Annotated in this window: 29 protein-coding genes; 20 read left to right on the forward strand and 9 right to left on the reverse strand. The window is 69.5% G+C overall.

The features are described 5' to 3' along the window. Window positions 1–128: 128 nt before the first annotated feature. A complete protein-coding gene (locus tag ACFUK0_RS10260) occupies window positions 129–494 on the reverse strand; it encodes a PRC-barrel domain-containing protein (RefSeq protein ID WP_380248206.1) in 366 nt (121 codons plus the stop codon). 454 nt (window positions 495–948) lie between these two features. Beyond that, window positions 949–1,104, reverse strand: a complete 156-nt coding sequence (locus ACFUK0_RS10265) for a DUF6131 family protein (RefSeq protein ID WP_380248208.1) — start codon at window positions 1,102–1,104, stop codon at window positions 949–951. A 284-nt stretch (window positions 1,105–1,388) separates the two neighbouring features. Between ACFUK0_RS10265 and ACFUK0_RS10270 the strand changes: the two genes are divergently transcribed. From ACFUK0_RS10270 to ACFUK0_RS10285, 4 genes are all read left to right on the forward strand, one after another. Then, window positions 1,389–1,838 carry an SRPBCC family protein gene (locus ACFUK0_RS10270; RefSeq protein ID WP_380248210.1) on the forward strand — a complete coding sequence of 150 codons (450 nt, stop codon included), beginning with the start codon at window positions 1,389–1,391 and terminating at the stop codon, window positions 1,836–1,838. A 666-nt stretch (window positions 1,839–2,504) separates the two neighbouring features. Then, window positions 2,505–2,651, forward strand: coding sequence for a hypothetical protein (locus ACFUK0_RS10275; protein ID WP_380248212.1), 147 nt, complete (start codon window positions 2,505–2,507; stop codon window positions 2,649–2,651). Window positions 2,652–2,823: 172 nt separating this feature from the next. Continuing rightward, complete coding sequence (locus ACFUK0_RS10280; protein ID WP_380248214.1) at window positions 2,824–3,189, forward strand: hypothetical protein; 366 nt, start codon at window positions 2,824–2,826, stop codon at window positions 3,187–3,189. A gap of 215 nt (window positions 3,190–3,404) precedes the next feature. After that, complete coding sequence (locus ACFUK0_RS10285) at window positions 3,405–4,220, forward strand: SAM-dependent methyltransferase (RefSeq protein WP_380248216.1); 816 nt, start codon at window positions 3,405–3,407, stop codon at window positions 4,218–4,220. A 6-nt stretch (window positions 4,221–4,226) separates the two neighbouring features. Here the strand turns inward: ACFUK0_RS10285 and ACFUK0_RS10290 are convergent, their stop codons facing one another. Further along, window positions 4,227–5,183, reverse strand: coding sequence for a helix-turn-helix domain-containing protein (locus ACFUK0_RS10290; RefSeq protein WP_380248218.1), 957 nt, complete (start codon window positions 5,181–5,183; stop codon window positions 4,227–4,229). 90 nt (window positions 5,184–5,273) lie between these two features. Further along, window positions 5,274–5,507, reverse strand: coding sequence for a DUF397 domain-containing protein (locus ACFUK0_RS10295; protein WP_380248220.1), 234 nt, complete (start codon window positions 5,505–5,507; stop codon window positions 5,274–5,276). Between the two features lie 1,611 nt (window positions 5,508–7,118). Here ACFUK0_RS10295 and ACFUK0_RS10300 point away from each other — a divergent pair. Together ACFUK0_RS10300 and ACFUK0_RS10305 are read left to right on the forward strand one after the other, a co-directional pair. Further along, a complete protein-coding gene (locus ACFUK0_RS10300) occupies window positions 7,119–7,988 on the forward strand; it encodes a hypothetical protein (protein WP_380248222.1) in 870 nt (289 codons plus the stop codon). 89 nt (window positions 7,989–8,077) lie between these two features. After that, window positions 8,078–8,800 carry a hypothetical protein gene (locus ACFUK0_RS10305; protein WP_380248224.1) on the forward strand — a complete coding sequence of 241 codons (723 nt, stop codon included), beginning with the start codon at window positions 8,078–8,080 and terminating at the stop codon, window positions 8,798–8,800. 65 nt (window positions 8,801–8,865) lie between these two features. On the opposite strand, the gene ACFUK0_RS10310 is transcribed toward ACFUK0_RS10305, so the two are convergent. The 3 genes from ACFUK0_RS10310 to ACFUK0_RS10320 are packed head-to-tail and all read right to left on the reverse strand — an operon-like array spanning window position 8,866 to window position 10,480. After that, window positions 8,866–9,714: a helix-turn-helix domain-containing protein gene (locus ACFUK0_RS10310; RefSeq protein WP_380248226.1), complete on the reverse strand. Its 849-nt coding sequence runs from the start codon at window positions 9,712–9,714 to the stop codon at window positions 8,866–8,868. A 27-nt stretch (window positions 9,715–9,741) separates the two neighbouring features. After that, window positions 9,742–10,266, reverse strand: coding sequence for a DUF6879 family protein (locus ACFUK0_RS10315; RefSeq protein WP_380248228.1), 525 nt, complete (start codon window positions 10,264–10,266; stop codon window positions 9,742–9,744). Next, window positions 10,238–10,480, reverse strand: a complete 243-nt coding sequence (locus tag ACFUK0_RS10320; RefSeq protein ID WP_380248230.1) for a hypothetical protein — start codon at window positions 10,478–10,480, stop codon at window positions 10,238–10,240. The genes ACFUK0_RS10315 and ACFUK0_RS10320 overlap by 29 nt, the downstream gene beginning before the upstream one ends. 370 nt (window positions 10,481–10,850) lie before the next feature. On the opposite strand from ACFUK0_RS10320, the gene tgmA reads away from it, so the two are divergent. The 5 genes from tgmA (at window position 10,851) to ACFUK0_RS10345 (ending at window position 14,033) form a co-directional block, all read left to right on the forward strand. Next, window positions 10,851–11,102, forward strand: coding sequence for a putative ATP-grasp-modified RiPP (tgmA, locus tag ACFUK0_RS10325; RefSeq protein WP_380248232.1), 252 nt, complete (start codon window positions 10,851–10,853; stop codon window positions 11,100–11,102). A gap of 5 nt (window positions 11,103–11,107) precedes the next feature. Further along, window positions 11,108–12,064, forward strand: coding sequence for an ATP-grasp ribosomal peptide maturase (tgmB, locus tag ACFUK0_RS10330; RefSeq protein ID WP_380248234.1), 957 nt, complete (start codon window positions 11,108–11,110; stop codon window positions 12,062–12,064). After that, window positions 12,061–13,230 (forward strand): ATP-grasp peptide maturase system methyltransferase, encoded by a 1,170-nt coding sequence (gene tgmC / locus ACFUK0_RS10335; RefSeq protein ID WP_380248236.1) that lies wholly within the window; start codon window positions 12,061–12,063, stop codon window positions 13,228–13,230. Before tgmB ends, tgmC begins: the two co-directional genes overlap by 4 nt. A gap of 176 nt (window positions 13,231–13,406) precedes the next feature. Next, window positions 13,407–13,700, forward strand: a complete 294-nt coding sequence (locus ACFUK0_RS10340; protein ID WP_380248238.1) for a DUF6087 family protein — start codon at window positions 13,407–13,409, stop codon at window positions 13,698–13,700. Window positions 13,701–13,796: 96 nt separating this feature from the next. Then, a complete protein-coding gene (locus tag ACFUK0_RS10345) occupies window positions 13,797–14,033 on the forward strand; it encodes a DUF397 domain-containing protein (protein ID WP_380248240.1) in 237 nt (78 codons plus the stop codon). Window positions 14,034–14,177: 144 nt separating this feature from the next. Here ACFUK0_RS10345 and ACFUK0_RS10350 read toward each other — a convergent pair whose 3' ends face one another. Together ACFUK0_RS10350 and ACFUK0_RS10355 are read right to left on the reverse strand one after the other, a co-directional pair. Beyond that, on the reverse strand, window positions 14,178–14,396 hold the full coding sequence (locus tag ACFUK0_RS10350; protein WP_380248242.1) for a DUF397 domain-containing protein: 219 nt from the start codon (window positions 14,394–14,396) through the stop codon (window positions 14,178–14,180). After that, window positions 14,393–15,235: a helix-turn-helix domain-containing protein gene (locus ACFUK0_RS10355; protein WP_380248244.1), complete on the reverse strand. Its 843-nt coding sequence runs from the start codon at window positions 15,233–15,235 to the stop codon at window positions 14,393–14,395. Before ACFUK0_RS10355 ends, ACFUK0_RS10350 begins: the two co-directional genes overlap by 4 nt. 365 nt (window positions 15,236–15,600) lie before the next feature. Between ACFUK0_RS10355 and ACFUK0_RS10360 the strand changes: the two genes are divergently transcribed. From ACFUK0_RS10360 to ACFUK0_RS10400, 9 genes are all read left to right on the forward strand, one after another. Beyond that, on the forward strand, window positions 15,601–16,227 hold the full coding sequence (locus ACFUK0_RS10360; protein ID WP_380248246.1) for an ATP-binding protein: 627 nt from the start codon (window positions 15,601–15,603) through the stop codon (window positions 16,225–16,227). A 510-nt stretch (window positions 16,228–16,737) separates the two neighbouring features. Continuing rightward, window positions 16,738–17,259, forward strand: coding sequence for a hypothetical protein (locus ACFUK0_RS10365; protein ID WP_380248248.1), 522 nt, complete (start codon window positions 16,738–16,740; stop codon window positions 17,257–17,259). Window positions 17,260–17,481: 222 nt separating this feature from the next. Further along, entirely contained in the window at window positions 17,482–18,474 is a 993-nt protein-coding gene (locus ACFUK0_RS10370; protein WP_380248250.1) for a D-alanine--D-alanine ligase, read from the forward strand. A gap of 15 nt (window positions 18,475–18,489) precedes the next feature. Next, window positions 18,490–19,119 (forward strand): C39 family peptidase, encoded by a 630-nt coding sequence (locus ACFUK0_RS10375; RefSeq protein WP_380248252.1) that lies wholly within the window; start codon window positions 18,490–18,492, stop codon window positions 19,117–19,119. 65 nt (window positions 19,120–19,184) lie between these two features. Continuing rightward, window positions 19,185–20,585: a UDP-N-acetylmuramoyl-tripeptide--D-alanyl-D-alanine ligase gene (murF, locus tag ACFUK0_RS10380; RefSeq protein WP_380248254.1), complete on the forward strand. Its 1,401-nt coding sequence runs from the start codon at window positions 19,185–19,187 to the stop codon at window positions 20,583–20,585. 40 nt (window positions 20,586–20,625) lie between these two features. Next, window positions 20,626–21,534, forward strand: a complete 909-nt coding sequence (locus tag ACFUK0_RS10385; RefSeq protein WP_380248256.1) for a phosphotransferase family protein — start codon at window positions 20,626–20,628, stop codon at window positions 21,532–21,534. 64 nt (window positions 21,535–21,598) lie between these two features. Beyond that, the gene (locus ACFUK0_RS10390; RefSeq protein WP_380248258.1) at window positions 21,599–22,327 is read left to right on the forward strand and encodes a glycosyltransferase; all 729 of its coding nucleotides are present in this window, start codon (window positions 21,599–21,601) and stop codon (window positions 22,325–22,327) included. Between the two features lie 404 nt (window positions 22,328–22,731). Beyond that, complete coding sequence (locus tag ACFUK0_RS10395; RefSeq protein WP_380248260.1) at window positions 22,732–23,235, forward strand: hypothetical protein; 504 nt, start codon at window positions 22,732–22,734, stop codon at window positions 23,233–23,235. Continuing rightward, window positions 23,232–23,822, forward strand: a complete 591-nt coding sequence (locus ACFUK0_RS10400) for an ATP-binding protein (RefSeq protein ID WP_380248262.1) — start codon at window positions 23,232–23,234, stop codon at window positions 23,820–23,822. Before ACFUK0_RS10395 ends, ACFUK0_RS10400 begins: the two co-directional genes overlap by 4 nt. The last annotated feature ends 212 nt before the right edge of the window (window positions 23,823–24,034 follow it).

Below are 24,034 nucleotides of genomic sequence, written 5' to 3' on the forward strand. Positions count from 1 at the left end.
TCGACCGAGATGTACACTAGTTATTTGTGCGGGTGCGTGAGTTGTTTATAAGAGAACGCGTCACCCGGCGCTGCGAAGGGGGCCCCCACCGTGTCGGTGGCGGCCCGCCGTCGTGCGGGGGTCCCGGGTCAGACGGGTTCGCCGTAGTAGGGGCCGTAGTGGCCGGTGTAGGAGTCCTGGTAGCCGTTGTCGGCGGTGTCGTGCTTCTCGGGGTCGTACGCGGGGCCGCTCTTGATCTCGTCCTTGGTGCGGTCGACGTAGACCTTCTTGTCGTCCTCGTCGACCCGCGAGACCGTGCCGGCGGGCAGCAGGACGTGCTTGCCGAAGATCCACGGTCCGGTGTCGACCACCAGGTGCCGGGAGCCGGCCTCCTCGGACAGCTTGTCGACCTTGCCGATGTGGCCGTCGGTCGCCTCCACGTGGAAGCCCACCAGGTCGGTGCCGGAGACGTGGCCGGCCGTGCTGCGGAAGTCCCAGATGTCGGTGCCGCTCATTGCCGTCCCCTTCGTCATGCGGCGCAGCGCGGGCTGTTCCCGGCGCGACGCTCGCTCACAGGCCCGATTGCCCCGCCCCGGGCAGGACATGCCCGCCCCGAACAACACGGAGGAGATTCCGGCTCCGGCCGAACCCGACGGTTCAGGGGCGACGGGCCTGCCCGCTGCCGTCGCTGCCGTGTTCCGCGGCGGCTGGACGCGATCAGCGCCGATCCCGCTGCCGACGGATCCCGCCCACGACAGGCCGCTCCCCGGCAACCTGGGCGTTCAGGCACACCCCGACCACCACCTCGGCGATCGTTCTCGCCCAATCCGAGCCGCGGCGCCATGCGGGAAGAAGTCCCTGCGATGGCCAGGCGCGCTCGTCCAGAACCTCGCAGCCCGCGGTCTCGATGAGGACTGCCGACGCGGCAAGCGAATGGTCCGCCCGCCGTATCCGCGGTGACAGTGGGTTCTACCAGTAGTGCTTGCGTCCTCCGACTTCGTGGCCGACAGCGCCCAGCACCCAGAGGATGAGCCCGATGACGACGAGGGCGAGGCCGATACTCCACAGGACGGAGATACCGGCGATGAAGCCGATGACGAGGAGAATGACTCCGAGGACGATCACGACGACCTCCACTGACGCGCTTGCCTCTCCACTGTCGCGCCGCCCGCCGGCCACCGCCACACGAGCGCCCGCCCCGCCCGCCTTTGACGCGGGCAGCCGCCCGGACGGTGCCGGGCGATGGTCACTGTTCGTGCTGGGCTGAGGGCCCCCGGGTTGCCGACGGCAGCAGTTGAGGGCGAAATCGGTACGAGCCCGGCATACGGGCGAGCGGTCGGCGCAGGCGTAACTGCGACCGGCCACGGAGTTCCGACAGCTACGAAGCGACTCGAAGGTGAGTGGACGCGATGAGCAAGGTGCAGGAGCAGATCGACGTGGCGGTGCCGGTGGGCACGGCGTACAACCAGTGGACGCAGTTCGAGGACTTCCCGAAGTTCATGGAGGGGGTGGAGGAGATCACCCAGCTCGACGCCCGGCACAACCACTGGAAGACGAAGATCGCCGGGGTGTCCCGGGAGTTCGACACCGAGATCGTCGACCAGGTCCCCGACGACCACGTCGCCTGGCGCACGACCAGTGGTGACGTGAAGCAGACGGGCATGGTGCGGTTCGAGCCGATCGACGCGACGCACACCCGGGTGCTGATGGAGATGGACTTCCAGCCCGGCGGCATGGCCGAGAAGGCCGCCGACATGATGGGCGTGCTCGACCGGCAGGTGAAGGGCGACCTCAAGCGGTTCAAGCACTTCATCGAGGAGCAGGGCACCGCCACCGGCGGCTACCGCGGCCAGCTCTGACAGCGTCCGCCCGGCCGGGTCCCGCCTGCTGTGCAGGCGGGACCCGGCCGCACACGCACGGGGGGCGGGGCGAGCCGGCGCGGCCCGACCCCGGGAGGACCGGGGCGCAGGCGTCTCCTGCTGGAGGCTTGAGATCAAGTCTTCGGGGCCGTTTCCGGCATCTTGACCGGTCGTCTGCTGCGTGGGGGAGATCGGCCAGGAACCGACGGGCGGCTTGCGCTATGACGGCGGCGTGGGGCGGGGGGTGCCGGACGGCTTGTGGGCGCGTGCGGTGTGGCACAGAGCGGGTCCGCGATGGGGGGTCTTGGTCTTGTTCAGGTTTGACCGGAAGGCTTCGCCAACTTCCCGAAGGACTGTGGATGATGGCCGTTCCTCGACCGAACTGCGCCTGGGATAAAAGGAATTTCACTTCGGGGCGCAGAGACGGGTGGGCTGGAAATCTGCCGGTACGTTGATGTTGTCGCCGCAGATGCGGCGCAGCCCCGGGGGCGGTTGCCCCCCGCTCCCGGGGCCCCTCAACCGATCAACACCGAGAGAAGTACGATGCTCGATCGATTCCGCGGGGGGCGGCGGCAGTTGCCGCCCTCCGAGACGCTCCAAGTTAGCAGGATCTTCCGGCCCGACGGCGCTGCGCGCTCGTTCGGGGTAATCGCGGTGGATGCGCGTTTGAGCGGGGTGGTGGCCGTGCCGTTCGCGGTGTGGTTGGCGCTCGGCAGCACTCCTGTGGCGCCCTCGCGCGGGTTCCTGGTGCTCGCGCTGGTCCAGCTCGCGGGTGGCGTGGTCGTGCGCCTGCAGCGCGCCCGGTCCCGCTGATCCGGTGTGCGGCCCTCCCGGTGGGAGGGCCGCACGTTGGCCCTGGCAGCTGATTCGGAGGGCGGCGGGCAGACGCGTGTGGTCGCACATCTCGGTCGGGGTTCCCGGCTGTTCATCGCGGGGCGCCGGCTCTGGCCGCCCCGGTTGTTTTCGGCACGACTATCAGGCGTTCGTGCAGTTGTACGCACTGCGGTACCGGCAGTACGCGCAGGTGCGGCTGTCGGACGAGGACCTGTGCGCGGAAGCGGTGGAGCAGGCGCTCGGGTATGTCGCGGACGGCTGGGACGCGGTCCTGCGGTGCCCGCAGCCGATGGCTGTCTGCTGGGTGCTCCTGCGCCAGGTGGTGTCCGACCGGAGTTGCCGGGCGGCCGGCGGCGACCGGCTTCACCGGGCGCTGCCCGATCCCGCCGCGGATGCGGCGGTGCTGCACTATCGGCTCGGCCTTGAACCGAAGACCGCCGCGCACCTTATGGGGGTGGAGGAGGGGGCGGTGCGGGCCGGCCTGCGGGCGGCGGCTCGTGTGCTCGACCGCGGCTGAGACGGACGTTCGGTCAGAGAAGATTTCGTACATCTGCGCCATGGCGCGGGCAAGGGCGCGCCACCTGCACCGATGCGCTCCTGTTCGCCATGGTGCGCCACCGCGCGCCACCATTCACCCGCTGGGGGCATGGTGGTGCGCGGTCTGCCTGCCTACGATGGGTCCCCAACTTCCTCGGGAGCCCCCGGGGTTGTTTCGACCACGGAAGGGGCACCGTGGGTAGCAGCACAGGGCATGGGCCCAGCCATGCCATCGACACGTCCATCCCGAGCGCGGCGCGCATGTACGACCTGCTCTTGGGTGGGACCTTGAACTTCGAAGCCGACAGGCTCGCGTGCGAGGAACTCCTGCGCACGGCGCCGAGCATCGGTGAGCTGGCCGTCAACAACAGGTGGTTCCTGCAGCGTGTGGTGCGCCATCTCGCTGCCGAGCGCGGCATCCGGCAGTTCATCGACCACGGCTCGGGGCTGCCGACCGAGCCCAACGTGCACCAGGTGGCCCAGGAGGCCAACGCCGAGGCGCGGGTCGCGTACGTGGACAACGACCCGATCGTGATCGCCTACGGCCGCACCTCGCTCGACGTCAACTCCGGAACCCGCTTCATAGACGCCTCCATGACCGACACCGGCCGGATCTTCGAGGAGGCCGGTGCCGGTGGGTTCATCGACTTCGCCGAACCGGTCGCGGCCCTGTTCGTCTCGGTCATCCACTGCCTCAAGGACTCCGAGGAGCCGCAGGAGATGATCCGGCGGGTGCGCGAGCGCCTGGCGCCCGGAAGCTACATGGTCATCTGCCAGCTCGTCAGCGATGACGAATCGGTTCGCCATGGCATCACGGAGCTGATGAGGCACGGGACCGGGGACAACTGGGGCCGGGTGCGGCAGAAGGAGGACGTGCGCGCCTACTTCGACGGCATGACCGTGCTGGATCCCTACCTGTGCGATGTCACCTACTGGCGGCCGGACTCCGAACTGCACCGGCCGCAGCGGTCCCATGAGGTGATCGAGTTCGGGGGCGTGGCGCGCGTGTGATGCCGCTCAGGCGCTGAGCCGTCGGCGCGCCACCTGCAGCATCTTCACGCTCTCCTCCCGGCTGGCCGCCTCGGCGAGCAGCGTGATCATCGTGGTCTGGTAGTGGTCGAACGACGGGCCGTCCTTCTCCTTCTCGTCGGGCTGCTCGCCCTTGGCGAAGTAGCGGCCGGCCTCGTCGTTCTCCAGGTAGATGAGGTCGGGCAGGCCGGTGCTCGCGGCGAACGCCAGGCGCGTCAGGGAGCCGATGTTGCCCGCGACCGCCGGGTCACTGGTGAACGGCACGAAGCGGATCTCGATGCGCGGGTCTTCGCCGAGCGTGAGCAGATGGTCGATCTGCCCGGCCATGACGCCCGGCCCCCGCATGAAGCGCAGCAGGACGCTCTCGTCGAGGAGGAAGACGGAGCTGGGCAGATCGGCGAAGTACCGCTCCTGCCGGCCGTGGCGCAGAGCCAGGCGCTCCTCGACCACCGCTGGGTCGTACTTGCGCTGGCCTCCCGTCATCAGGGCGTGGGTGTATGCGGGGGTCTGCAGCAGGCCCGGGACGAGTTTGAGTTCGTAGGTCCACAGCGCGGATGCGGCAGGCTCCAGCCCCACCAGGTGCGCCATGAACGGGGGGACCTGGACGCCGGCTCTCGCCCACCAGGTCCGCTCCTTCGCCATCGTGGCGAGCATGATGAGCTGCGCCTCGTCCCGGGGCGAGAGGTTGTACAACTTGGCGAGGTCCTCGACGTCGCGGCGCTTGGGCACGATCTCGGCCCGCTCCAGGCGGCTCAGTTTGGGATTCGAGAACCCTACCTTCCGCGCGGCCTCGGTCTGGTTCAGGCCGGCGGCCAGTCGCCGTGCGCGCAGCAGGGCGCCGACCAGGACGTGCGCCAGCGTCGGGTTCTGCGCCGGATCGGCGCCCGCCCGGAAGAGCGGCACAATGTTGCCTGCCGCGGATGATGCGCCGAGATCGCGTGACACGCGGACCCCCATCAGATGAGCCATCTTATCGGTCGCATCTTCCCATGAACCGGGGCCCGCGTGTCAGCATCTGATATTCCTACAGGAATATCAGACCTTCAGCAGATGATCGAAATCCCCGCCCTTCGCGCCGTCCAGGAACGCCGCGAACTCGCCGGGCGTGAACAGCAGCGCCGGGCCCTGCGGGTCGGTCGAGTTACGGAACGCCACCTGCCCAGCGTCCGCACCTGCAAGCTCGACGCACTGGCCGTTCTGCGCGCTGACCCGGCTCTTCACCCATGGCCCGGCGATCGATCCCGCCGGCATCCCGTTCCGGTATTTCATGATTAACAACCCTCTCCCTGTTCGATAATTTCCGATGGTCCGAATAGTCAGACCGGAACTCCAGTGCAGCAGGTCAAGGCCTTCTGCAATTTCAGTCTGCAATTTCTTCCGCCGGAGCACTGGAATCGTAGCCGCCGAAATTCGAACAATGGACCCGCCGAATGGGTGACGCCGCTCCCCGCCTCTCCCCATCACCGTCGGCGGCGTCGGCCGCGCGGATTCACTGGAGAGGAGGGCCCGCCCGCGCCGTGGGCGGACCCGGTCCGGGCGGTCGGCGGCGCGCTGCCAGCATTCGCGGCCAGGCAGCACTCTTCGCCTCACCCTGGAGGCGGACTTCCGGGCACCGGAACGTCAGTAGCTGTCTGGTGGGCTGCGGGGCTCGCACTGGCGATACGCGGCAGGCACCGTCCTCAAGGCCCGCAGCAACCGTCGGAGCTGACGCCACCCGGCTGGCCCGCTCGTCACCATTACTCCGGCCCACACTCGACGGCATGCTCGTCCTCACCCAGAGATCCCAGGCCTGGTCACCCTGGGTGAGGACGGCACCGCGCGTCGCCGCTGCGCAGCGGCACCCGCGCTGAGCCGGCCGTGTGATCGCTTGCTGGGCGGCGCACACCGTTACCGCGAAGTGCCGCACCGACCTCCAAGTCGCCAAGGCCTCGCCGATCAACTCGCGGCCGCCCACTTCTTCGACCGCGTCGTCTACCGAGGCGTGCCCGCGTGCCCGCGTGCCGGTCCGGGCCTGGGCCGAAGCCGCGACCCTCGCCTGAACGCCGTCGCCTACAACGCCGGCACCCTCGCCGTCGCCCGCGAACAGGGCGTCCAACTCGTGGAGGTCTTCGACGGCTTCCACTGCGGGCGGACAAGCCACCCCGACCCGGACAAGGCGGGCCGGACCCTGCGTGCGGTCGAGGACGCCGCCCAGTGGCCGATCTCCCACCCCCGGTGCACCAGGGCGTTTGGCCTCCGACCGGACCCCGCAGCATCGCCGCCGACCACAGTGGTCGACCTAGGGCAACAACGACGGATTTGAATTTCTCCCAACTGAGAAGTCGCATTCCCTTTGTGGATCAGAAAGCGGACTGGGTCATTCAAGGCTGTGATCCCGCCAAGTTTGACACTCTTTCAGTCGTGGACGAATTCTTTTGATGGGTATGTGAAGTGAGTGCACGTAGCCTCTGCTTGTACCCGCGGACCGTGCTGCATCAGGCAGTTCATGAGGGTCGCGCGGAATCTGGAGAGGGCCGACCGTTGATCTTGCGTCGTCTTGCCGTCATCGCTGCCGCTGGGGCCTTGGCGGCCTCGGTCATGGGTGCAGCGAACGCAGCTGACAGCCCGCAGGCTGGGGCTCACGCTGCCATTACGACAAGGGAGTTGGGCGATCGCCCCGCCCCCGGGCCGAACGAGCCCGCACAACTCGTCGCCAAGTTGGCGTGCGAGCCAGCCAAGGCAGCTCGCGTCAGCTGCCTCACGGCGTCGTCGGTGCCGAAGGACGCCCTGATCGAAGCGGCGAGCAGGCCCGGACTCGCGCAATCCGCGCAGATTCCGTCATGGTGCATCGACAATGCATACAAGGGCGTCTTCGGGCTCCGTGCCGAGGCATGTGAGGTAGTGGGACTGACCTTCACCACCTATCTGACGCTCAACGGGTCAACGTCGGTCACCGGCGTCGCCAACATGATCGTGATTAACTACGAATACACTGACAAGGGGCTGCCGACCTGGGCTCACCAGGTCGAGGCCGTCGCCTACTCCGGGTGGGGCGCTGCGCTGAACGCGACGGTCGAGGGCGCAGCCTCGCCCAGCGGCTCCTGCACTCTGGCCAGTGCCTCGTTCCCCGCGCAGCCCCTCCAGCCGACCCAGACCTGGCGCATCGGCGAGGCGTTCTACAACACCACCGCGACCACGCCCGGCGCCGTCGGGACTTGCACCACCACGTGGCAGTTGACGCTCCGTACCCCCGGTGGCTACACCCCGGCCTCCGTGAACTACGCCCGCGACAACGTGCGCTGCGACAACGCCACCGCCGGCAACCCGAAGACCGGGTGCGTCGTGCCGTGGTACCCGTCACCGGTCTACTACAGCCAGACCACCACCCCGGACCTCGCCAACCACGTAGCCCGCGCGCAGGCATCCGGTCTGCCGGGCGGCACCTTCGCGGCCCCGCTGACCCGCACCACCAACCAGTCCGTCATCGACGCCAACCGGAACGCGGCATGCGGGGACGCTCCGAGCATCGCCGGCAAGAGCTGCGACGAGTACCCCCTCGCCTCCTCCTACCAGGGGCTGACCGCCGGAGGCACCCGCCGCACCTTCGACGGCTGCTCCTTCAACCTCCCCCAGCAGACCGGCCCCGCCGGCGTCAGCGCCTGCATGATCAACGAGACTGACAACAACTCGCAGGGCGGAACGATGTCGCAGTTCTACCGTTCCGAGCGAATCCTGGACGGCGACCCCTACCGGGTGCTCGTCGTGGCCTAAGCCACCGCTGGGCGGGAGCGCCGACCTGCGCCTTCGCGTGCTCCCGCCCAACTCCCGCCCCTCACGGGGTGCGACGCCTATCCTGAACAATGGCAGTGACCGCCAACGGTGAGGAGGACTCGGTGCAGGAGCAGCCGGTACGGGTACGGGCCTCGGACGGCTCCTTCGGCGTCCTCGACGCCGGAGCGATCCCGGGGGAGCCCGCCGACTACTCCACCGGCCTGATCATCACCATGCCAACCGGTGCCAGAATCCACACCGGCATCGACAGGGGGCCGGTACGCGTCACCGCCGTCCGAGTCGCTCACCGGCCCGACCCGCGTAGCGACCTTGGGGGATGGTCGGAGGTCGCCGAAGCCAGCGTCTACGCGCCGCAGGGCACTCTCCGGGTGGAATCCCTGGACGATGGCCCGGTGCCCGGCCTGCCACTGCTGTCTCCCGACGGCCCCGGCTGGTACAGGCTCCTGGTTTGTGCCCGCGGCCGGGACAATGCGCTCCACGCCGTCACCGACCAGCCGGTCGAGGACTACCTGATCATTGCGTGGCCCGAACCGGCCTCGCCGCCCATCCTCATCCAGGCCGCAGACCACTGCGGGCACAGCCTCCGCCTCGGCGCACAGGACCGGCAGCGATCCGCGCCGCCTGTCGATACCACCTACACGGCGGTGGAAGCCGATCGCCAAGCTGGCCTGCGTGCAGCCCTTCTCGCTTCGATGAGTGCCGCGACACCGCCACCCAGCGCCACGGAAGCCACCCCGCCGGTCACGCCGGACCCCGCTCGCCGTCCAGCCGACTGGCCTTCCAGAGAATAGACGCTGCGCTTCGGCCTGCCTTCGAACCCCGGCCCGGGTGATTCGCTCCGGCAAGGCCGAACAGCTCATCCAAGATCGGCGAGTGCCGCGGTGATCAGCGATCTGGCCGCCGATCCGTGGACGGCCAGCTGAGCGAACCGGGTGAAAGCCTGCGTGTAGAGCGCGACATCGGTGGGCGCGGTCACGGAGACCTGGGCGGACAGCAGCTCCACGCCGGCTTGCCGGTCGTCGAAGAGGTTGAACGTCTCCGTCGGCCACATGGTGCGCTGCACGGTGAACGGGATGACGCCCAGCGACACCGACGGCATCGACATGGCCCGGAGAAGATGGCCGAGCTGTCCGGCCATAACCGTCTCGTCGCCGATCCGGTACCGCAGGACGGACTCCTCCAGGACTGCGACGAGCCGCCGGCCGCCCTCGAAGACGACGCTGGACCTCGCCAGGCGCGCTTCGACGGCGTCCGCCACGTCGTCCGGGGTGCGGCGGACGTCGGCAACGGTGCGCAGCAGGGCGCCGGCGTACTCGCGCGTTTGCAGGGCCCCAGGGACAACACGGGAGGAGTAGGCCCGGAACAGGCTGGTGTTGGTGTAGAGCGGCACCCGGGCCTGTTGGGCGTGGCGAAGGCCTGTGCGGGTGAGGCGGCGCCATTCGACGTACAGGGAGTCCGCTGCGCGGTTGGAGGCGATCAGGTCGTCGGCCTGATCGTCGGCGCCGCTGGCCCGGCACCACGCGCGGATATCGGAGTCCGAAGGGTTGATCTTGGCGTGGAGGATGCGGGAGGTTTTGGCGGGGTGCCAGCCGCAGCGGGCGGACAACTCCCCGCCCTTCAGGCCGGCATCGCGCAGCAGCTCGCCGAGACGAGCGGCGAGGGCAACACGGGCTGCCTGGGCGCTGGAGGACGGGGAGGTCGGCATCGTTCTGCGGTGGCTGATGTTGTGCAGTCAGACGGTGAACTTCTCGTGGGGAACAGCCCGTTGCCACACCGCTTCGAACGCGGTGGCGCACAGCTGGGCCACCGCCGGGTCGTCGCTGAAGGACGGGCCTGCGGACTCTCCCTCGCCGCTGAAGTGGTTGAACCGCACCAGTCTGTTGTCGAACAGCCAGAAGTCGTTGCCGGGCAGGGCGATGTCTGAGGCCTGGCTGCGGGGGAGCCAGCGGACCTGCTCGCCGGCGGCGACGTTGGTGAATGTCCCGGAGTGCTCGAAGCGGATGTACTCCGACACCGGCTCGGACACGATCCGGGCGCGGCGAACTTCGACGCCGCGGCTCACTGTCTCCTGAATGAGGGTGAGCCACGGACGCCACCAGGAGGCGCGGTCAGCCGGGTCGTGCCGGAAGCCATCCCTCCACGCGGTGAACGCCTCCACCTCCTTCGCCACGCTGTAGGAGTCGCGCATTTCCAGGTGCACGGCGGTGGACTGGGCGGCAGCCAGGTGATCAGCGAACGTCGGAACCGTCGGCGGCATCGCAAGCCTTCCTCAAAATCGGCACCATGCGGGCCGGTAGGCGGACCACATCCTCCGTGTCAGGGATGCTTCCAGTCTCCAGGCACTTGGCGCGCAGCTTGTCGTCGGCCTTCCAGCCCTGTACGACGATCTCGCCAGCTTCGTCGTCGTACCAGACCGTCGGGCACTCGTCGTCCCCCGTGTTGGGGTCGATCCCGATGAACCGTAGCGGCATGTCAACTTCCTTTCGCAATGCGGTTGCACGGATTTGCCTGACGATTCCCGAGTGAGTGCCCACCGTCAAGGGGCCGACCGGCGCCCGCATGGACGTGAGCTGCATGCCTCGCGGCCAGCCTGGTACGTCGGCGGCCCCGTGCGCCACCGGACGCCGGGAGGTGAGCTGGTCATGGCGACGGCCCGGCACGTGGGCCGCAATTCCGCGCAAATTTCTGGAACCCTCCGCGACCGTGCCGCTACGGTCGATCACACATTGCGGGGCCCATGGAGCCGCAGTCCGGGCGGGACAGATGCCGACCCGGACCGGCGACGAACCCACTGCGGGCTCCCGCCCCCGCGCGCAATGAACGCACGAGGAAGGAAGCGCCATGAGCATCACGACCGCACCCCGCCCCTGGGGCCTGGACAGGCTCCGCCCCTACCCGTCGGTGACCGTCGAGCCCTACACCACCGTCATCCTCGACCCGGACACTCAGGTCGCCGTGTTCCTCGACCAGGACGGCCTGGTCGTGGAGATGGGCAAGCACGGCACCAGCAAGGGCACCGAGACCCGGCCCGAGTCCACCAACCAGGACTCCCGCAACGACAGCGACCACGACCAGGACTCCGAACAGGACTGATGACGATGACGGGCACGGGACCGGTGGCCGTGGCCACCGCGGCGGACGACATGACCGCCGACATGGTCATCACCGAACTCAACCGGCGCGGCACGGAGGTGATCCGCTTCAATCCCGCCGACATCGGCACCAGCATGCAGGTCTCCGCCCGCTTCGGCAGCTGCCCGGCCTCCCCGGCCGGGCAGCTGCGCACCCCCTCGCGCAGCGCCGACCTCACCGGCATTCGATCCCTGTACTGGCGACGCCCTCACTGGCCCACCTTCGACCACCTCAACACGGCGGATGCCCGCTTCGCCACCGCGCAGACCCGCTTCGGCCTCGGCGGGACCCTCTACGCCCTGCCGGAGTGCCTGTTCGTCAACCATCCACTCCACAACCGGACAGCCGAACACAAGCCCCTCCAACTCGCCGTCGCCCAGCGCCTCGGCCTCACCGTCCCACCGACACTGGTCACCAACAGTCCTGACGACGCACGTGAGTTCATCAAGGCCCACGACCAGGTCGTCTACAAGACGCTGCGGTGGACGCCCTACCAGCAGGACGGCGTCGGCATGACCACCTGGACCGAGCCGGTCACTGCCGACGAGATCGACGAGCGGATCACCGTCGTCCCGCACCTGTTCCAGAGCCGCATAGCCAAGGCTGCCGACATCCGGGTCGTCATCGCCGGCGCCCGAGTCTTCGCCGTCCGCATCGACTCCGACCTGCTCGACTGGCGCCTGGACTACGAGGTCCTGACCTACACCGTCATCACCTTGCCCGCAGCGATCGAGAAGACGCTCCTCGCCTACCTGGAGCACTTCCGCCTCGTCTCGGGCTCCTTCGACCTTGTCCTCGACCACGACGGCGGTTACCACTGGCTGGAGCTCAACCCCAACGGCCAATGGGGGTGGCTTGAAGACGAAACCGGCCTGCCCCTCACCGCCGCCTTCGCCGACCTGCTCACCCGAGGAACACCATGACCATCGACACCCGGCCCCACCGGCTTGCCCTCGCCGACCGCCTCGCCGCCGCGGGCCACCTCACCACACCCGGGTCGCGCGCCGCCGTCGAAGCGACCCCGCGCGAATTGTTCCTCCACCCGGGGGTGTTCCTGCCCACCGACGACGGACGCTGGCAGCCGCGTACCCAGCTCGGCACCAACCCCACCGAGTGGGCACGGATCGCCTATCTCGACGAATCCCTCGTCACCCAACTCGACAACCACCTCACCGCCGACCAGGTCGCCCAACCGCTCGCCGGCTTCCCCACCTCCTCCTCCACCACTCCGGTCACCGTCGTCGCCATGATCGAGGCTCTCGATCTCCACGACGGCCACACCGTTCTGGAGATCGGCACCGGCACGGGCTACTCCACCGCGCTGCTCTGCCACCGCCTCGGCGAGGACAACGTCACCAGCATCGAAGTCGACCCCGACGTGGCCTCCCGCGCCGACGCCGCGCTCGAACAAGCCGGACACTCCACCTGGACCGTTACCGGCGACGGCCTCCTCGGCCACCCCCGCCGAGCGCCCTACGACAAGGTCATCGCGACCTGCGCAGTTCGCCGTATCCCCTACACGTGGGTTCGCCAGACCCGGCCCGGCGGAACCGTGCTGGCCACCGTCGGCTCCTGGACCTACGGCACGGGTCTGGCCAAGGTCACCGTCAACGACGACGGCACCGCTGAAGGTCGGATCATCGCCCGCAGCTCCTTCATGCCCGCGCGCTCCCAAGCCGACCGCCCGCTCGACGGCGACCTCGCCGCCCGCGCCGCCTACCCCGACAGTGAACGCCCCACCCCCATCAGCCCAGCCGTCCTCGGCGAGTGGATGCCGGCGTTCCTCACCCAGCTCACCGCCCCCGGCGCGCAGCTGACCCGAGCGACCACCGCCGACGGCCGCCCGCGGACCTACCTCTTCGATACCGCCCGGGAGTCGTTCGCCGAGCTGACCGAAGCTGACGGCTCCTGGACCCTCCGCCAGGGCGGCCCCATCGCCCTGTGGGACACGGTCGAAGACGCCATCACCGCCTGGCGCGAAGCAGGGCAGCCGGCCATCACCGACGTACGCCTCCAGATCACCCCCCAGGCACACACCTACTGGATCGGCGAGGAGCCCAAACTCCGCTGGGTACACCGCATCACCTGACCACGCCCCCCGGACCGCCGGGACTGCCCGGCCAACAGAGCCCTCGGCCGCCGCTTCTGGCTCGGCCGCTGTAAGCCCGATATCCTCCCGCAGCCGTTGTGAGCAACGCCCGAGCTGCGCCACGCACGTCCCGACCCCCTGAGGGGGTCGCCCACCAACACCACGAGGAACAGCACGTGCACGACGATGAACCCTTGGAGCAGTGGGCCACTCGCTGGGAGGCCATGCGCCGCCCGGTGGGCACCCTCAAGGCCATCCCGATGGACGGCACCACCGGCGGCGCGCACGTCCGCCGGAACGCGCCCAGGCTGATCATGCGCTGGGACGGATACCAGTGGCTGCCCGACACGATGGCTGACGACTACCCGGCCGCGCAGCGCATCCTCCACAACATCGAAGGCGACGGGGTGATGCGGCCTGCCGCCACACCGACGCCGAAGAAGCCCGGCCGGCACCGCCGCACCACCTGACGAACGGGGAAGCAGTGCCCTGGCCCAAGAGATACTGGGGGAGGCTCGCCAAGCGCGCGGGCAACTCCGTGAACGCCCGCACCCAGGAGACCGGCTGTGCCCGACCCGTCCCACCTGAGCCAGGTTCCCAAGCCACACGACCTCGACCTCAGCGGCGCCATCTGGTACGCCGCGCCGGAAGCCCCCGAGGGCCCTCAGGTCGCCTTCGTCGGCGAGTACATCGTGATGCGGCACGGCTCCGACCCGTCCGCGCCGCCGCTGGTTTTCGATCAGGACGAGTGGGCGGCCTTCAAGTCGGGCGCGGCCAAGGGCGAGTTCGACAACCTGACCTGAGCGTGCCGGCCAGCCCCCCCGGGCAGGCCCTTCTCGAACAGCGGGCTCGGCAGCGGACGCCCAACCGGGATCAGGGACTCGGCAGGCAGCAGTGCGGCCCGACACGCACAAGGGTGTCGGGCCGCACCGTGCCGGTACGCCAGGTCAGGCGACCGGGACGAGGGTGTCGTTGCCGACGGCAGTAGCGAACGCGCCGAAGGCGGCCGGTGCGTGGCTGTGCGCGGGACCGTGCGGGTCCTTGCTGTCCCGGAACGCGATCGCGTCACCGAGGGCTCCGGCTTCCACGCAGTTCTCGTTGGGGTTGCTGGCCTTTGCCTTCCTCCACTGCACGGGCAGAACCGAGGCGACGGGGTGATAGGTCACTTGATCTGATCTCTCTTCTCGCGGATGAGCTTGAGGGATTCGTCGAGGCCCAGGGCGTTCGCCATGATCTCGCCGAAGGCATTGCGGTACACGTCCACGTCGTCGGGCTTCTCCACCCAGTTGCTGGCGAGCATGTCGCTCAGCAGGACGAGGTCCAGATTTCGTTGGCGGAACTCCAGGAGAGTGAAGGGCCCGTTCATGCCGGGATGCGGAGGAGCAAGCGACGGCATGACCTGGATGGTGATGTTCGGGAGGCTGCTCCACTGGATGAGCTTGTCGAGCTGGTCAGCCATCACGCCGTCAGGCGCCCGCATGGTCAGCGCGGCCTCGTGGATGACCACCCACAGCTTCAAGGGGTTCTCGGACCGGGTCAGGACCGACTGCCGGTTGATCCGGACGTCCACTCGCGCTTCCACGCTGGGCGTCTTGAAGATGCCGCTGGAGATGATCGCGTGGGCGTACTGGCGGGTCTGGAGCAGTCCAGGGATGTAGGACGACTCGTACGACTTGTTCTCGACCGCAGTCTCTTCAAGCCGGATCAGATCGTGATGAAGAGGGTTGAGCTGTTCGAAGCCGGCCACCCAGCTGGGTCGGTGCTTGTCGCGCAGGATGTCGACGAGGACTTCGTGAAGCTCGGGATCGCAGTCGTAGAAGTTGAGGAGGGCGCTGACCACGTCGGGCTTCAGCTGGACCCTGGCGTTCTCGTACCGCGAGAGTTTCACCAGGTTGATGCCCTCGACTTGCGCGACTACCTCTTCGGCGGACAGGCCCTTGAGCTCTCGGAACCTCTTGAGTTCAGCAGCGATACGGCGGTACCGAACGGCGGGTACTGCGGCCATCTACGTAACCCCTCCAGAGCTGTCCAGGCACCAGTGTGCACGGCACCGGTAGTGCTTCGCCACCACCGCTCCGAGCTTAGGGCCATCACCTATCCCCAGTATCTGAAAGTTTTCATATTTCTACGATGCGCCTTGCGGTGATGGCCCGTCAGCCTGCATCCTGATGACGCAACACACAGCGAGCAAATGGTGACACTAGTCATCTAGCCTCGCCATGCTGTTCGACCAACGCCCCGCGCGTCAGCGCATGAGGGTTGTCCCTGCTCAGTGATCCACGGCTGAGCAGCTGGCAGCCTTCGGCGGCCGAACGGCTGCAATCGGATTCACCCCCAGCCGCACCATCAGCCCGGCCCGGAGGATCTGCCATGCACACCGTGATCTCGAAGATCGAGATTCCTGCAAGATGCGCCTCCGTAGGCGCGACCCGCAACAAGCTCGCTGCCGACCTGGCGCTGGCCGGACTACCCCTGACCAGGGAACAGGGCGAAGCTGTCCGGCTCTGCGCCTCTGAGTTGGTCACCAACGCGCTGCGGTACGGCGTCGGCCGTGAATCCGACACCGAGACCCTGCACGTCGAGGCCGCCGTCGACCGGAACCGTGGTGTGCTGCGGGTGACCGTCACCGACCCCTGCCGCGGCGGAACCATCCCGACCGTACGAACCGACGAGGACGTGGACGCCGCTGGCGGACGCGGACTGCTGATCGTGCAGACCTACTCCGACGCCAACGGATGGGCGCCGAGGCTGGACGAGGACGGCCGGATCCAGCGCGAGGTCTGGTTCGAGATCATCCTGCTCGGCGACAGCAGGGCCCCCATCGAGGTCACGCAGCGGGCTGCGGAACTGCCGACCGACCGCCGGGCCAACGTGACCGGGCGCATCGCGGCCCTGCGGGCGGCCACCATGCTGCGGACGGCGGTCCCCGGCATACGGGTCGGCTCGATTCGCCCGTCCCCCCGCACGCGCGCAGCCCCCGTGGAGCGCGCGGCCTGACCTCAGCCGGGAGCCGCTTCGCCTTGCTGCCGCACGACCTCCGGCTGCCTGCGGTCCGTGTTCTGCTGCAGGCAACTCGGGATCAACTCCTGCGCTGCAGGGGTGGCAGCACCCTCCTCCCCGCGTGCCAGATGAGAAGCCGCTGCCGGACGGGCCGATCAACGACGCCGGCCCTGCATCGGCCCGCAAGCCCGCCTCCGGGACAACCACGCCCGACTGTCCCTCCACTGGGAAAGGCAGGACGGCTCAGCAGCGTCACAGGCTGGGACACCCCAGACCTTCCCGTGATGCCCGCTCTGCACGCACATGCACAGCCCCTCGACTGCCGATGGATCGGCCGGGCCCGGGTGGGGTCCCTGTCCGTCGGCGCCCACCGGCCCGTTCGTCCCCCGTGGCGGGCCGGGCCGCCAGGCCGACTCCCGTTCGGGCCGGCGGCGCTCGCCCCGGGACCCGTCCGTTCGGGCCCCGGGCCAGGTCCAACCACACTCACCAGCAAGGAACTTCGGAACGATGAACACCTCTGCCTTAGCTACTGCGCCGGCCCCGCCGGTGCAGCTCCTGATCGCGGGAGCCCGCTGGCTCGCCAGCCAGACCCGGGATCCGGAGAAGACGTGGACGGCCTGGAATGCCGGTGCTGCCGTGCCCGTTCCCGTCGGCCGGTCCTTCGCCGTCGTCCGCGTCCTCGATGAGCGGCTCGGCAGGGCCACGTTCCATCTCCTCCTCCGGCGGCAGCCGCAGTTCCTCGGCCCCGTGATTGCCAACCACTCCCTGAACGCCGTCGAGTTCCTGGCGCCCGCCCTGCCCGCCGTCTGGCAGGGCCCTGGCACAGCCTTCCTCGACGGCTCCCGCGAATCGACGCGCATGGTGAAGTGCCCGCCGCCGAATCTGCGCGCCGCCGGACGGGACTGGCTGTACGCACCGCGGGCCGGCCCCGGACGCGAGCCCGTCCTGACGGACGCTTTCCAACTGGCCGGTGTCCTGAATACGGCCCGCGCGCAACTCCTCCGCGCCGGGCACTGCTTCGCCATCTGAACTCCTCCCGGCAGCAGCCAGAGCGGCTGATGCCGGACGCAGCCCCGTGAGAGAGCGCACGCACGTCCGGAAAGCCGCCTCCCGCAAGGCAGCCTGCAACACCCTGCGCGCCGGAGGGGACCGCGCGGGCCACGCCGTTCTGCCGCACCTGCGCGCGGCAGAGCGTCCAGGGACCGGCAACGAAGCCGGCCCCGACAACCACAAACAGATCGGAGAGCGCCCGTGTCCACTGTGACGTCGGACTGCCGCAACCCCGCGACCCCGCCGCTTCAGGACCTGCGCATCGGCGTACTGTGCGGCGGCAACAGCCCCGAGCGGCCCGGAAGCCTCGCTTCCGGAGCAGCCGCCGCGAAGGGTCTCGCCCAGGCCGGACTGACGGGCGAGCTCATCGACGTCGCCGAGGTGCCCGTCGACCAGTTCGCCCGCAGCATCGACGTGGCCCTCCTCGCCCTGCACGGCCTCGGCGGTGAGGACGGCAAGATGCAGGGCGCCCTCGACCTGTACGGCGTCCCCTACACCGGCTCCGGCGTCCTCGCCTCCGCCACCGGCATGGACAAGACCGCCCTCAAGACCCTCCTCGCGGCACAGCACATCGACACCCCCAGGTGGGCGGAACTGAATCCCGCCCTGTCCACCGCCGCCACCCTCGACATGATCAAGCACTCCCTCGGCTACCCGGTGTTCTACAAGCCGGTCTCCGGCGGCGGCTCGCTCGAAGCCGGCGTCGCCCACGACCAGCAGCAGATGACCGACCTCCTCGAACGCGCCAAGGTCCACCCCTACGAGCGTTACATGGCTGAGCCCCTTCTCGACGGCTCGCCGTGCACCGTCGGCCTCATCGAGATCGACGGAGCCCTCACCGCGCTGCCCGTCCTTCACGTCCGCACCGACCGCGAGTTCTACGACTACGACGCCAAGCACGACCTGACCCTGCGCACCGAGACCTGCCCCGCCGACCTGCCCGACGGCCTCACCCGGCAGATGCAGGCGACGGCCAAGCGCGTCCACCAGCTCGTCGGCGCGCACGGCGTCTCCCGCGTCGACTTCATGGTCACCCCCGGTGGCCGGGCCGCCGTGCTGGAGATCAACACGCTGCCCGGCCTGTCCGAGCACGGCAACCTCGCCACGATGGCGCGGGCGGCGGGCATCTCGTACCCCGATCTGATGGTCCACATCCTGCGTTCGGCGTTCTCCAAGCCCGCCTACCTCCCGTGAGCGGAAACTGACGCCATGACGACCACCGGGCCCGGCACCGACGTGCCCTACTACAGCCAGTACCAGTCACCACAGCTCATCCAGGAGATCGCCGCCGGCACGAGGACCGCAGCCGACGACCCCCAGTGGGCGAGAAGCGGTGCCGCCAGCCTGGAGGAGTACGCCTTCTGGGCGCCCCGCAGCTGCGGCGTCGCTTGCCTGCGGATGGCGCTCGGGTTCTGGCGTGCCGGACCGCCGCTGCCGGCCATGCCGCTCGTGAGGGAACTGGTGGACGCGAGGGCATACGAAGTGAACGACGCCGGGACGGGAACCGGGGGTCTGATCTACCGGCCGTTCGCCGACTACGCCACCAGCCGGTGGGGCCTCGGAGCACGGGTGGACAGCGACCTGACCGAGGACGTGATCCGCAAGGAGATCGCAGACGGCGCGCTCGCGATCCTGTCCGTCCACAAATCGATCCGCACCCTCGACCCGGCGCCGCCCAGCCGCGGCGGGCACCTCGTCCTCGCCGTCGCCGCCGACGAGCGCACCATCACGATCCACAACCCCTCCGGCCTGCCGAACGTGTCCCAGAAGCACCGCGTCGAGTGGGGCGTCTTCGACCGGTTCTTCGCCCGCCGCGGCGTCGTCCTGCACTCACGCTGACCACCGGCCGCCCCGGCCCGACCGGGGCGGCCACCTCACCGCCCGACACCGAGGAGAACACGCCCATGCTTCCCATGACCCTCACCGAGGCCGCCGCCGCCACCGGCGGCACCCTCCACCACGTCCCCGACGCCAACGCCCACACCGGCGCACCCCTCGCGTTCGACTCCCGCAACGTCGAGCCCGGCAGCCTGTTCGCCGCCCTGCGCGGCACCAACACCGACGGCCACGACCACGCCCATCAGGCCGTCCTCGCTGGCGCGCTCGCCGCGATCACCGAGCGGCCCATCCCCGGGACCCCGTGCATCGTCGTCGACGACGTCCTCACCGCCATGGCTGACCTGGCCCACTTCACGGCCAGCCGCTACACCGGCATCGTCCTCGCCATCACCGGGTCCGCCGGGAAGACCAGCACCAAGGACCTTCTCCTGCACATCCTGGAGAAGAAGGGCCCCACTGTCGCCAACATGCGGTCCTTCAACAATGAGATCGGGTTCCCGTCTACCGTGCTGCGCGTCGAGCCCGACACCGCGCACCTGGTGCTGGAGATGGGCGCCCGAGGCAAGGGACACATCGCGCACCTGGTCGCCATCGCACCGCCGAGCATCGCCTGCTGCCTGCCCATCGGATCCGCCCACCTCGGCGAGTTCGGCAGCCGCGAGGCCATCGCCGAAGCCAAGCGCGAAATCGTCGAGCAGCTGCCCCCCACCGGCACCGCAGTCCTGTGCGCCGACGACCCCCTCGTGGCCTCCATGGCCGAGCACACCGCCGCGACCGTCCTCACCTACGGCACCGCGCCCACCGCCGACGTCCGCGCCGACGACGTGAAACTCACCGAGGATGGCCGCCCGCACTTCACCCTCACCTGGCGCTGTTGGTCCGCGCCGGTCGAACTCGCCGTCCACGGTCGACACCACGTCACCAACGGGCTCGCCGCCGCAGCCCTCGCCCTTGCCGCCGGCGTCGACTTCGACACCGTCACCACCGCGCTCGCCGAGGCGACCATCGTCTCCGGCGGCCGCATGGAACCCCTGCACCGCCCGGACGGCACCCTGGTCATCAACGACGCCTTCAACGCCAGCCCCGAGTCCGTGATCGCCGCGCTGCGCTCCCTCGACAGCATGGCCGGCGGACGCCCCCGCTACGCGGTCCTCGGCGAGATGAAGGAACTCGGCGACTCCGCAGCAGAACTCCACGAGTCCGTCGGCTGGGAAGCCGCCAAGAACGGCATCACCCATCTGGTCACCGTCGGCGGCGACAACGCCCAGCTCCTCGGCCTGACCGCCGGAAAGGCGGGCGTCGCCCACACCGCGCACGCCACCGACCGCGACAGCGCACTCCAGCTCATCGCGGACCTCCTTCACCAGGGCGACGGGCCCGCTGTCGTCCTGGTCAAGGGCGCCAACAGCCTCGGCCTCGAACACCTCGCCCGTGCGCTCGCCAACCCGTCTCTCGCCACCGCCTGAACAGGCCCGAGCCTCCACCGAGAAAGGAGGGTCGCACGCCATGACCGTCACGACGACCAGCACCGTCGGCGACACCCTGCCCGTCCTCCAGACCGCCTGCCAGCACACCGACTTCCCGTCCCAGGGCGCCCAGCTGATCCGCGCGATGGACAACGCCATGTGGCGCCTGCCCGGTACCGGCGTCGTCGCCCGCGTCCACGGCCCCGGAACCGCACTCGTGGCCCGCAACGAAGTCCGAGGCGCCTACTGGCTGTACGCCAACCACATCCCCGTCGCCCTGCCCCGGCACTCCGAGCCGATCATCGTCGACGGCAGGCCCGTCACCTTCTGGACCGACCTCGGCGCTGGAGGCCCCACTACCCCTGGCGAGATCGCGCGCATCCTCCGCGACCTCCACAACCTTCCGGTCCCGACCCCCGACCACCTTCCGCTGCCCACCTACAACCCGTTCCTGCTGTTCCCCGCGCAGATCGAGGCCGCCCAGACCACCCACGACGCCAAGGACTGGTTGCGCGCCTATACCGCCGACCTGCGGGAGAACTGGCTCGCCCTGGACTGGCCCACCGCCACCTGCGTGATCCACGGCGACTCCGGGCCGGGCAACACCATGGTCACCCCCAACGGGCCGCACCTCATCGACCTCGAACGACTGTCCATCGGACACCGCGAATGGGACCAGGCCACCGCCGCCTGGCAGACCGACACCTTCGGAGCCCCCACCGACGCCTACGCAGCGTTCCGGCAGGTCTACCGCTCGGACGTCACGCAGTGGGCCCACGGCTACCGGATGATCCGCGACGTCCGCTCGCTGTCCGCGTGCCTGTTCTCCCTGCGCCACGCCGACAAGAGCACAGCAGCCCGCGCCGAAGCGGATCACCGCCTCGCGTGCATCCAGGGCCTCGCCGGGGACCGCCCCTGGCAGTGGGCACGACCCCGACCCACCAGCTGACACCCAGCATCCGGCGGGCCGGCGCAGCCCGGCCCGCCCAGCATTACTGAGGAGAACAACGCCCATGCCCGCTCCACCCGCTGCCCCCGGCTGCGACCGCGACCAGTCGATGAGGGTGGACACCACGACGCACCGGCCGACCGGCATGCGTTCCAACGCCCGGGCAGGCGTCCTGGAGCGCCTGCTCGTCACCGACCCGCGCGCGGCAACCCCCGACGGCACCGCCCGCATCACCTACCGCAGCGCGGACCTCGAACGTATCTGGACGAGCGCAGCCCGTCTGCGGCCCGTGCTCGTGTGGACGGGCACCTTCACCCCCGCCGAGCGGCTGCCCCTGCTGTTCGCCGCACTCTCTGCGGCGAGCAGCACCCTGGCACCCGACCAGCGACCTGTCCTCCTCCTGTGCGGCGACCAACCGCGCAACGGACCCACCGCCGCGCACCCCCTTGCTCTCGCGCACACCTACAACATCGCGGACTCGGTCTTCGTCGCGGGACACCGCCCCCGCAGCCAACTGCCGACCGTGTACCGAGCATCGGATGCCTACATCACCACCGCCGCGTCCGACACCAGCGCGACACTCTGGGAAGCGATGGTCAACGGCTGCCCACCGATCGCCGTGACCGGCACCGCCGCCAAGCACGCCATCCTCAACGGAGGCTGGGACGCCAACGGCTGGACCGCCGACCCCGAACCCGTGTACCTGGCCGCCGCCATCGCCCAGGCCTGCATCGCGCCTGCCGAACGCGCCCGCCGCGGCGCTGCCGCAGCCGCCTGGATCCACCGTCAATAACCCTAACCCCGCCAGCACGGCGCAGCCGTCCGGGCGCGCCGACGGCACCACCATGCCCCGACTACGACCGAAGGCCCCACCATGCCCCGTCCTCCGCAACTCACGCTCAGCCCGCTGATATCCGACCGCCCGGCGCCGCTGTGCGACCCGGGGGTCTACACCCCCACCACGCCCGGCACCACTTTCCGTGTGGTGACGCTCGCTTCGCTCAACCAGGTGCCGGCGAAGCGCCTGCCGCGCCGTCGCCGACTTCCGCCGTTCGCCAGAGTCGCGGCCCCGACCGGCCCCCTGTTCCAGGCCGCCGACGCCCGCTCGGCCGACTCCGGTTCTGGCGTGGCCAAGTGGTTCGAAGGCGCAGGCGCTGCCCGTTCCGAGACGGCCGGACAGAAGCGAAGGGGCGGGGGATGAGCGCCGTAATCCCGGCCACGCTGGGAGTGGAGCTGCCCACCCGGATGGTCATCCCCGGGATCATGGCGCTCTCCCGGGCAGAGCGACCGGAGCTGCCCTTCCCCAACGACGGGAACCCGTGGGTCACCGGCCGGTGCTGGCTGTACTGCGGACGCGACGAGGTCTCGGTGATGTGGATCGGCCCGGTGACCGTAGCCGCCGCCTCCGCCCCGATGTTCGCGTGCGCAGAATGCATCGCCCGCCTGAACAGTCTCGTCTGGGAACACCTGCTGTGGAAGGACACCGGAGAAGCCACCGTCCACCCGACCCTTCCCGCCGCACTCCCTGTCTCCCTGCTCGCCGATCTCGCCCCGACCAGACCCGACAGCAGCCCCGCCGTGCCGCGCTGCATCTCCGAAGTCAGCACCGGGCGACGCCACCGGCGCCCGAAGGTCAGCACCGTGCTGCTGAGGGGCGCCGTTGGCACACTGTCGCGGCTGCGGCACCGGAGCGGCCCGTGACCGAACTCGCCATGGTGGCGGAGCTGGCACCGAAGGGCTTCCACGGCTGCTCCTGGACCCTCCTGGGAGTGCCGGAAGCAGCCGGCCAGGCGCGGCTTCTGGTCACGCAGACCCTCAACAGCTGGATCATGCCCGCCCCCGCGGCAGATGCGGAGTTACTGGTCTCGGAGCTGGTCACCAACGTCGTCCGGCACACCGGCTGCCGGTACGTCGGACTGTCGGTGCTCCACCAGGCCAGCGGATCGCTGAGGATCGAGGTACGGGACTCCTCCGCCAGCCTGCCGTGCCTCCTGTCCTCGGTGCCACTCGCTGACAGCGGACGCGGCCTGCTGCTGGTCGGCACCCTCGGGCGGACCTGGGGAGTCACAGCCGCCCCACTCGGAAAGATCGTCTGGGTGGAACTGTCGGCCACGCTCCCCGCGCGCACGCGGTGCCGCCGCTGCCCCCCACCCGATCCGCCCCCGCCACTCACTCCACCGGACCGTGGGCCGTTCCCCGGCACCTACCCGAGGATCACGGCGCCGAAGGCAGGTGGCCCTGCCGCCCTGCCTATCACCGGCCAGCCGGAGGACGACACGGCCACCTGACACCAACTGCCCCAAGGGCAAGACCGCCTGTCCACCAACTCGCCGACCAAGAAACGGGGTTGATCACATCGAGTGAGCCGCCCCGGGACACGCCCGGCGGGCGGACCGACCGCTGCCAGGATCAGCGGCGCACCACGAACCAAGCCCTTCCGGACACCCGCACCGGGGCCAGTCCGCTACCCCCGCACACCCCGCGCCGGGTCACGGCATAA

It is taken from the genome of Kitasatospora sp. NPDC057223 (genome assembly GCF_042669755.1).
Taxonomy (GTDB): domain Bacteria; phylum Actinomycetota; class Actinomycetes; order Streptomycetales; family Streptomycetaceae; genus Kitasatospora.

Excerpts from the sequence above, each read along its gene's own strand:
- ACFUK0_RS10270 (WP_380248210.1), top strand. The coding sequence starts at position 1,389 with ATGAGCAAGGTGCAGGAGCAGATCGACGTGGCGGTGCCGGTGGGCACG.
- ACFUK0_RS10260 (WP_380248206.1), bottom strand. The coding sequence starts at position 494 with ATGAGCGGCACCGACATCTGGGACTTCCGCAGCACGGCCGGCCACGTC.
- ACFUK0_RS10355 (WP_380248244.1), bottom strand. The coding sequence starts at position 15,235 with ATGGCCGCAGTACCCGCCGTTCGGTACCGCCGTATCGCTGCTGAACTC.
- ACFUK0_RS10375 (WP_380248252.1), top strand. The coding sequence starts at position 18,490 with ATGACGACCACCGGGCCCGGCACCGACGTGCCCTACTACAGCCAGTAC.
- ACFUK0_RS10320 (WP_380248230.1), bottom strand. The coding sequence starts at position 10,480 with ATGCCGCTACGGTTCATCGGGATCGACCCCAACACGGGGGACGACGAG.
- ACFUK0_RS10295 (WP_380248220.1), bottom strand. The coding sequence starts at position 5,507 with ATGAAATACCGGAACGGGATGCCGGCGGGATCGATCGCCGGGCCATGG.
- ACFUK0_RS10360 (WP_380248246.1), top strand. The coding sequence starts at position 15,601 with ATGCACACCGTGATCTCGAAGATCGAGATTCCTGCAAGATGCGCCTCC.
- tgmA (WP_380248232.1), top strand. The coding sequence starts at position 10,851 with ATGAGCATCACGACCGCACCCCGCCCCTGGGGCCTGGACAGGCTCCGC.
- ACFUK0_RS10395 (WP_380248260.1), top strand. The coding sequence starts at position 22,732 with ATGAGCGCCGTAATCCCGGCCACGCTGGGAGTGGAGCTGCCCACCCGG.
- ACFUK0_RS10365 (WP_380248248.1), top strand. The coding sequence starts at position 16,738 with ATGAACACCTCTGCCTTAGCTACTGCGCCGGCCCCGCCGGTGCAGCTC.
- ACFUK0_RS10385 (WP_380248256.1), top strand. The coding sequence starts at position 20,626 with ATGACCGTCACGACGACCAGCACCGTCGGCGACACCCTGCCCGTCCTC.
- ACFUK0_RS10390 (WP_380248258.1), top strand. The coding sequence starts at position 21,599 with ATGCCCGCTCCACCCGCTGCCCCCGGCTGCGACCGCGACCAGTCGATG.
- murF (WP_380248254.1), top strand. The coding sequence starts at position 19,185 with ATGCTTCCCATGACCCTCACCGAGGCCGCCGCCGCCACCGGCGGCACC.
- tgmC (WP_380248236.1), top strand. The coding sequence starts at position 12,061 with ATGACCATCGACACCCGGCCCCACCGGCTTGCCCTCGCCGACCGCCTC.
- tgmB (WP_380248234.1), top strand. The coding sequence starts at position 11,108 with ATGACGGGCACGGGACCGGTGGCCGTGGCCACCGCGGCGGACGACATG.
- ACFUK0_RS10315 (WP_380248228.1), bottom strand. The coding sequence starts at position 10,266 with ATGCCGCCGACGGTTCCGACGTTCGCTGATCACCTGGCTGCCGCCCAG.
- ACFUK0_RS10305 (WP_380248224.1), top strand. The coding sequence starts at position 8,078 with ATGGCAGTGACCGCCAACGGTGAGGAGGACTCGGTGCAGGAGCAGCCG.
- ACFUK0_RS10310 (WP_380248226.1), bottom strand. The coding sequence starts at position 9,714 with ATGCCGACCTCCCCGTCCTCCAGCGCCCAGGCAGCCCGTGTTGCCCTC.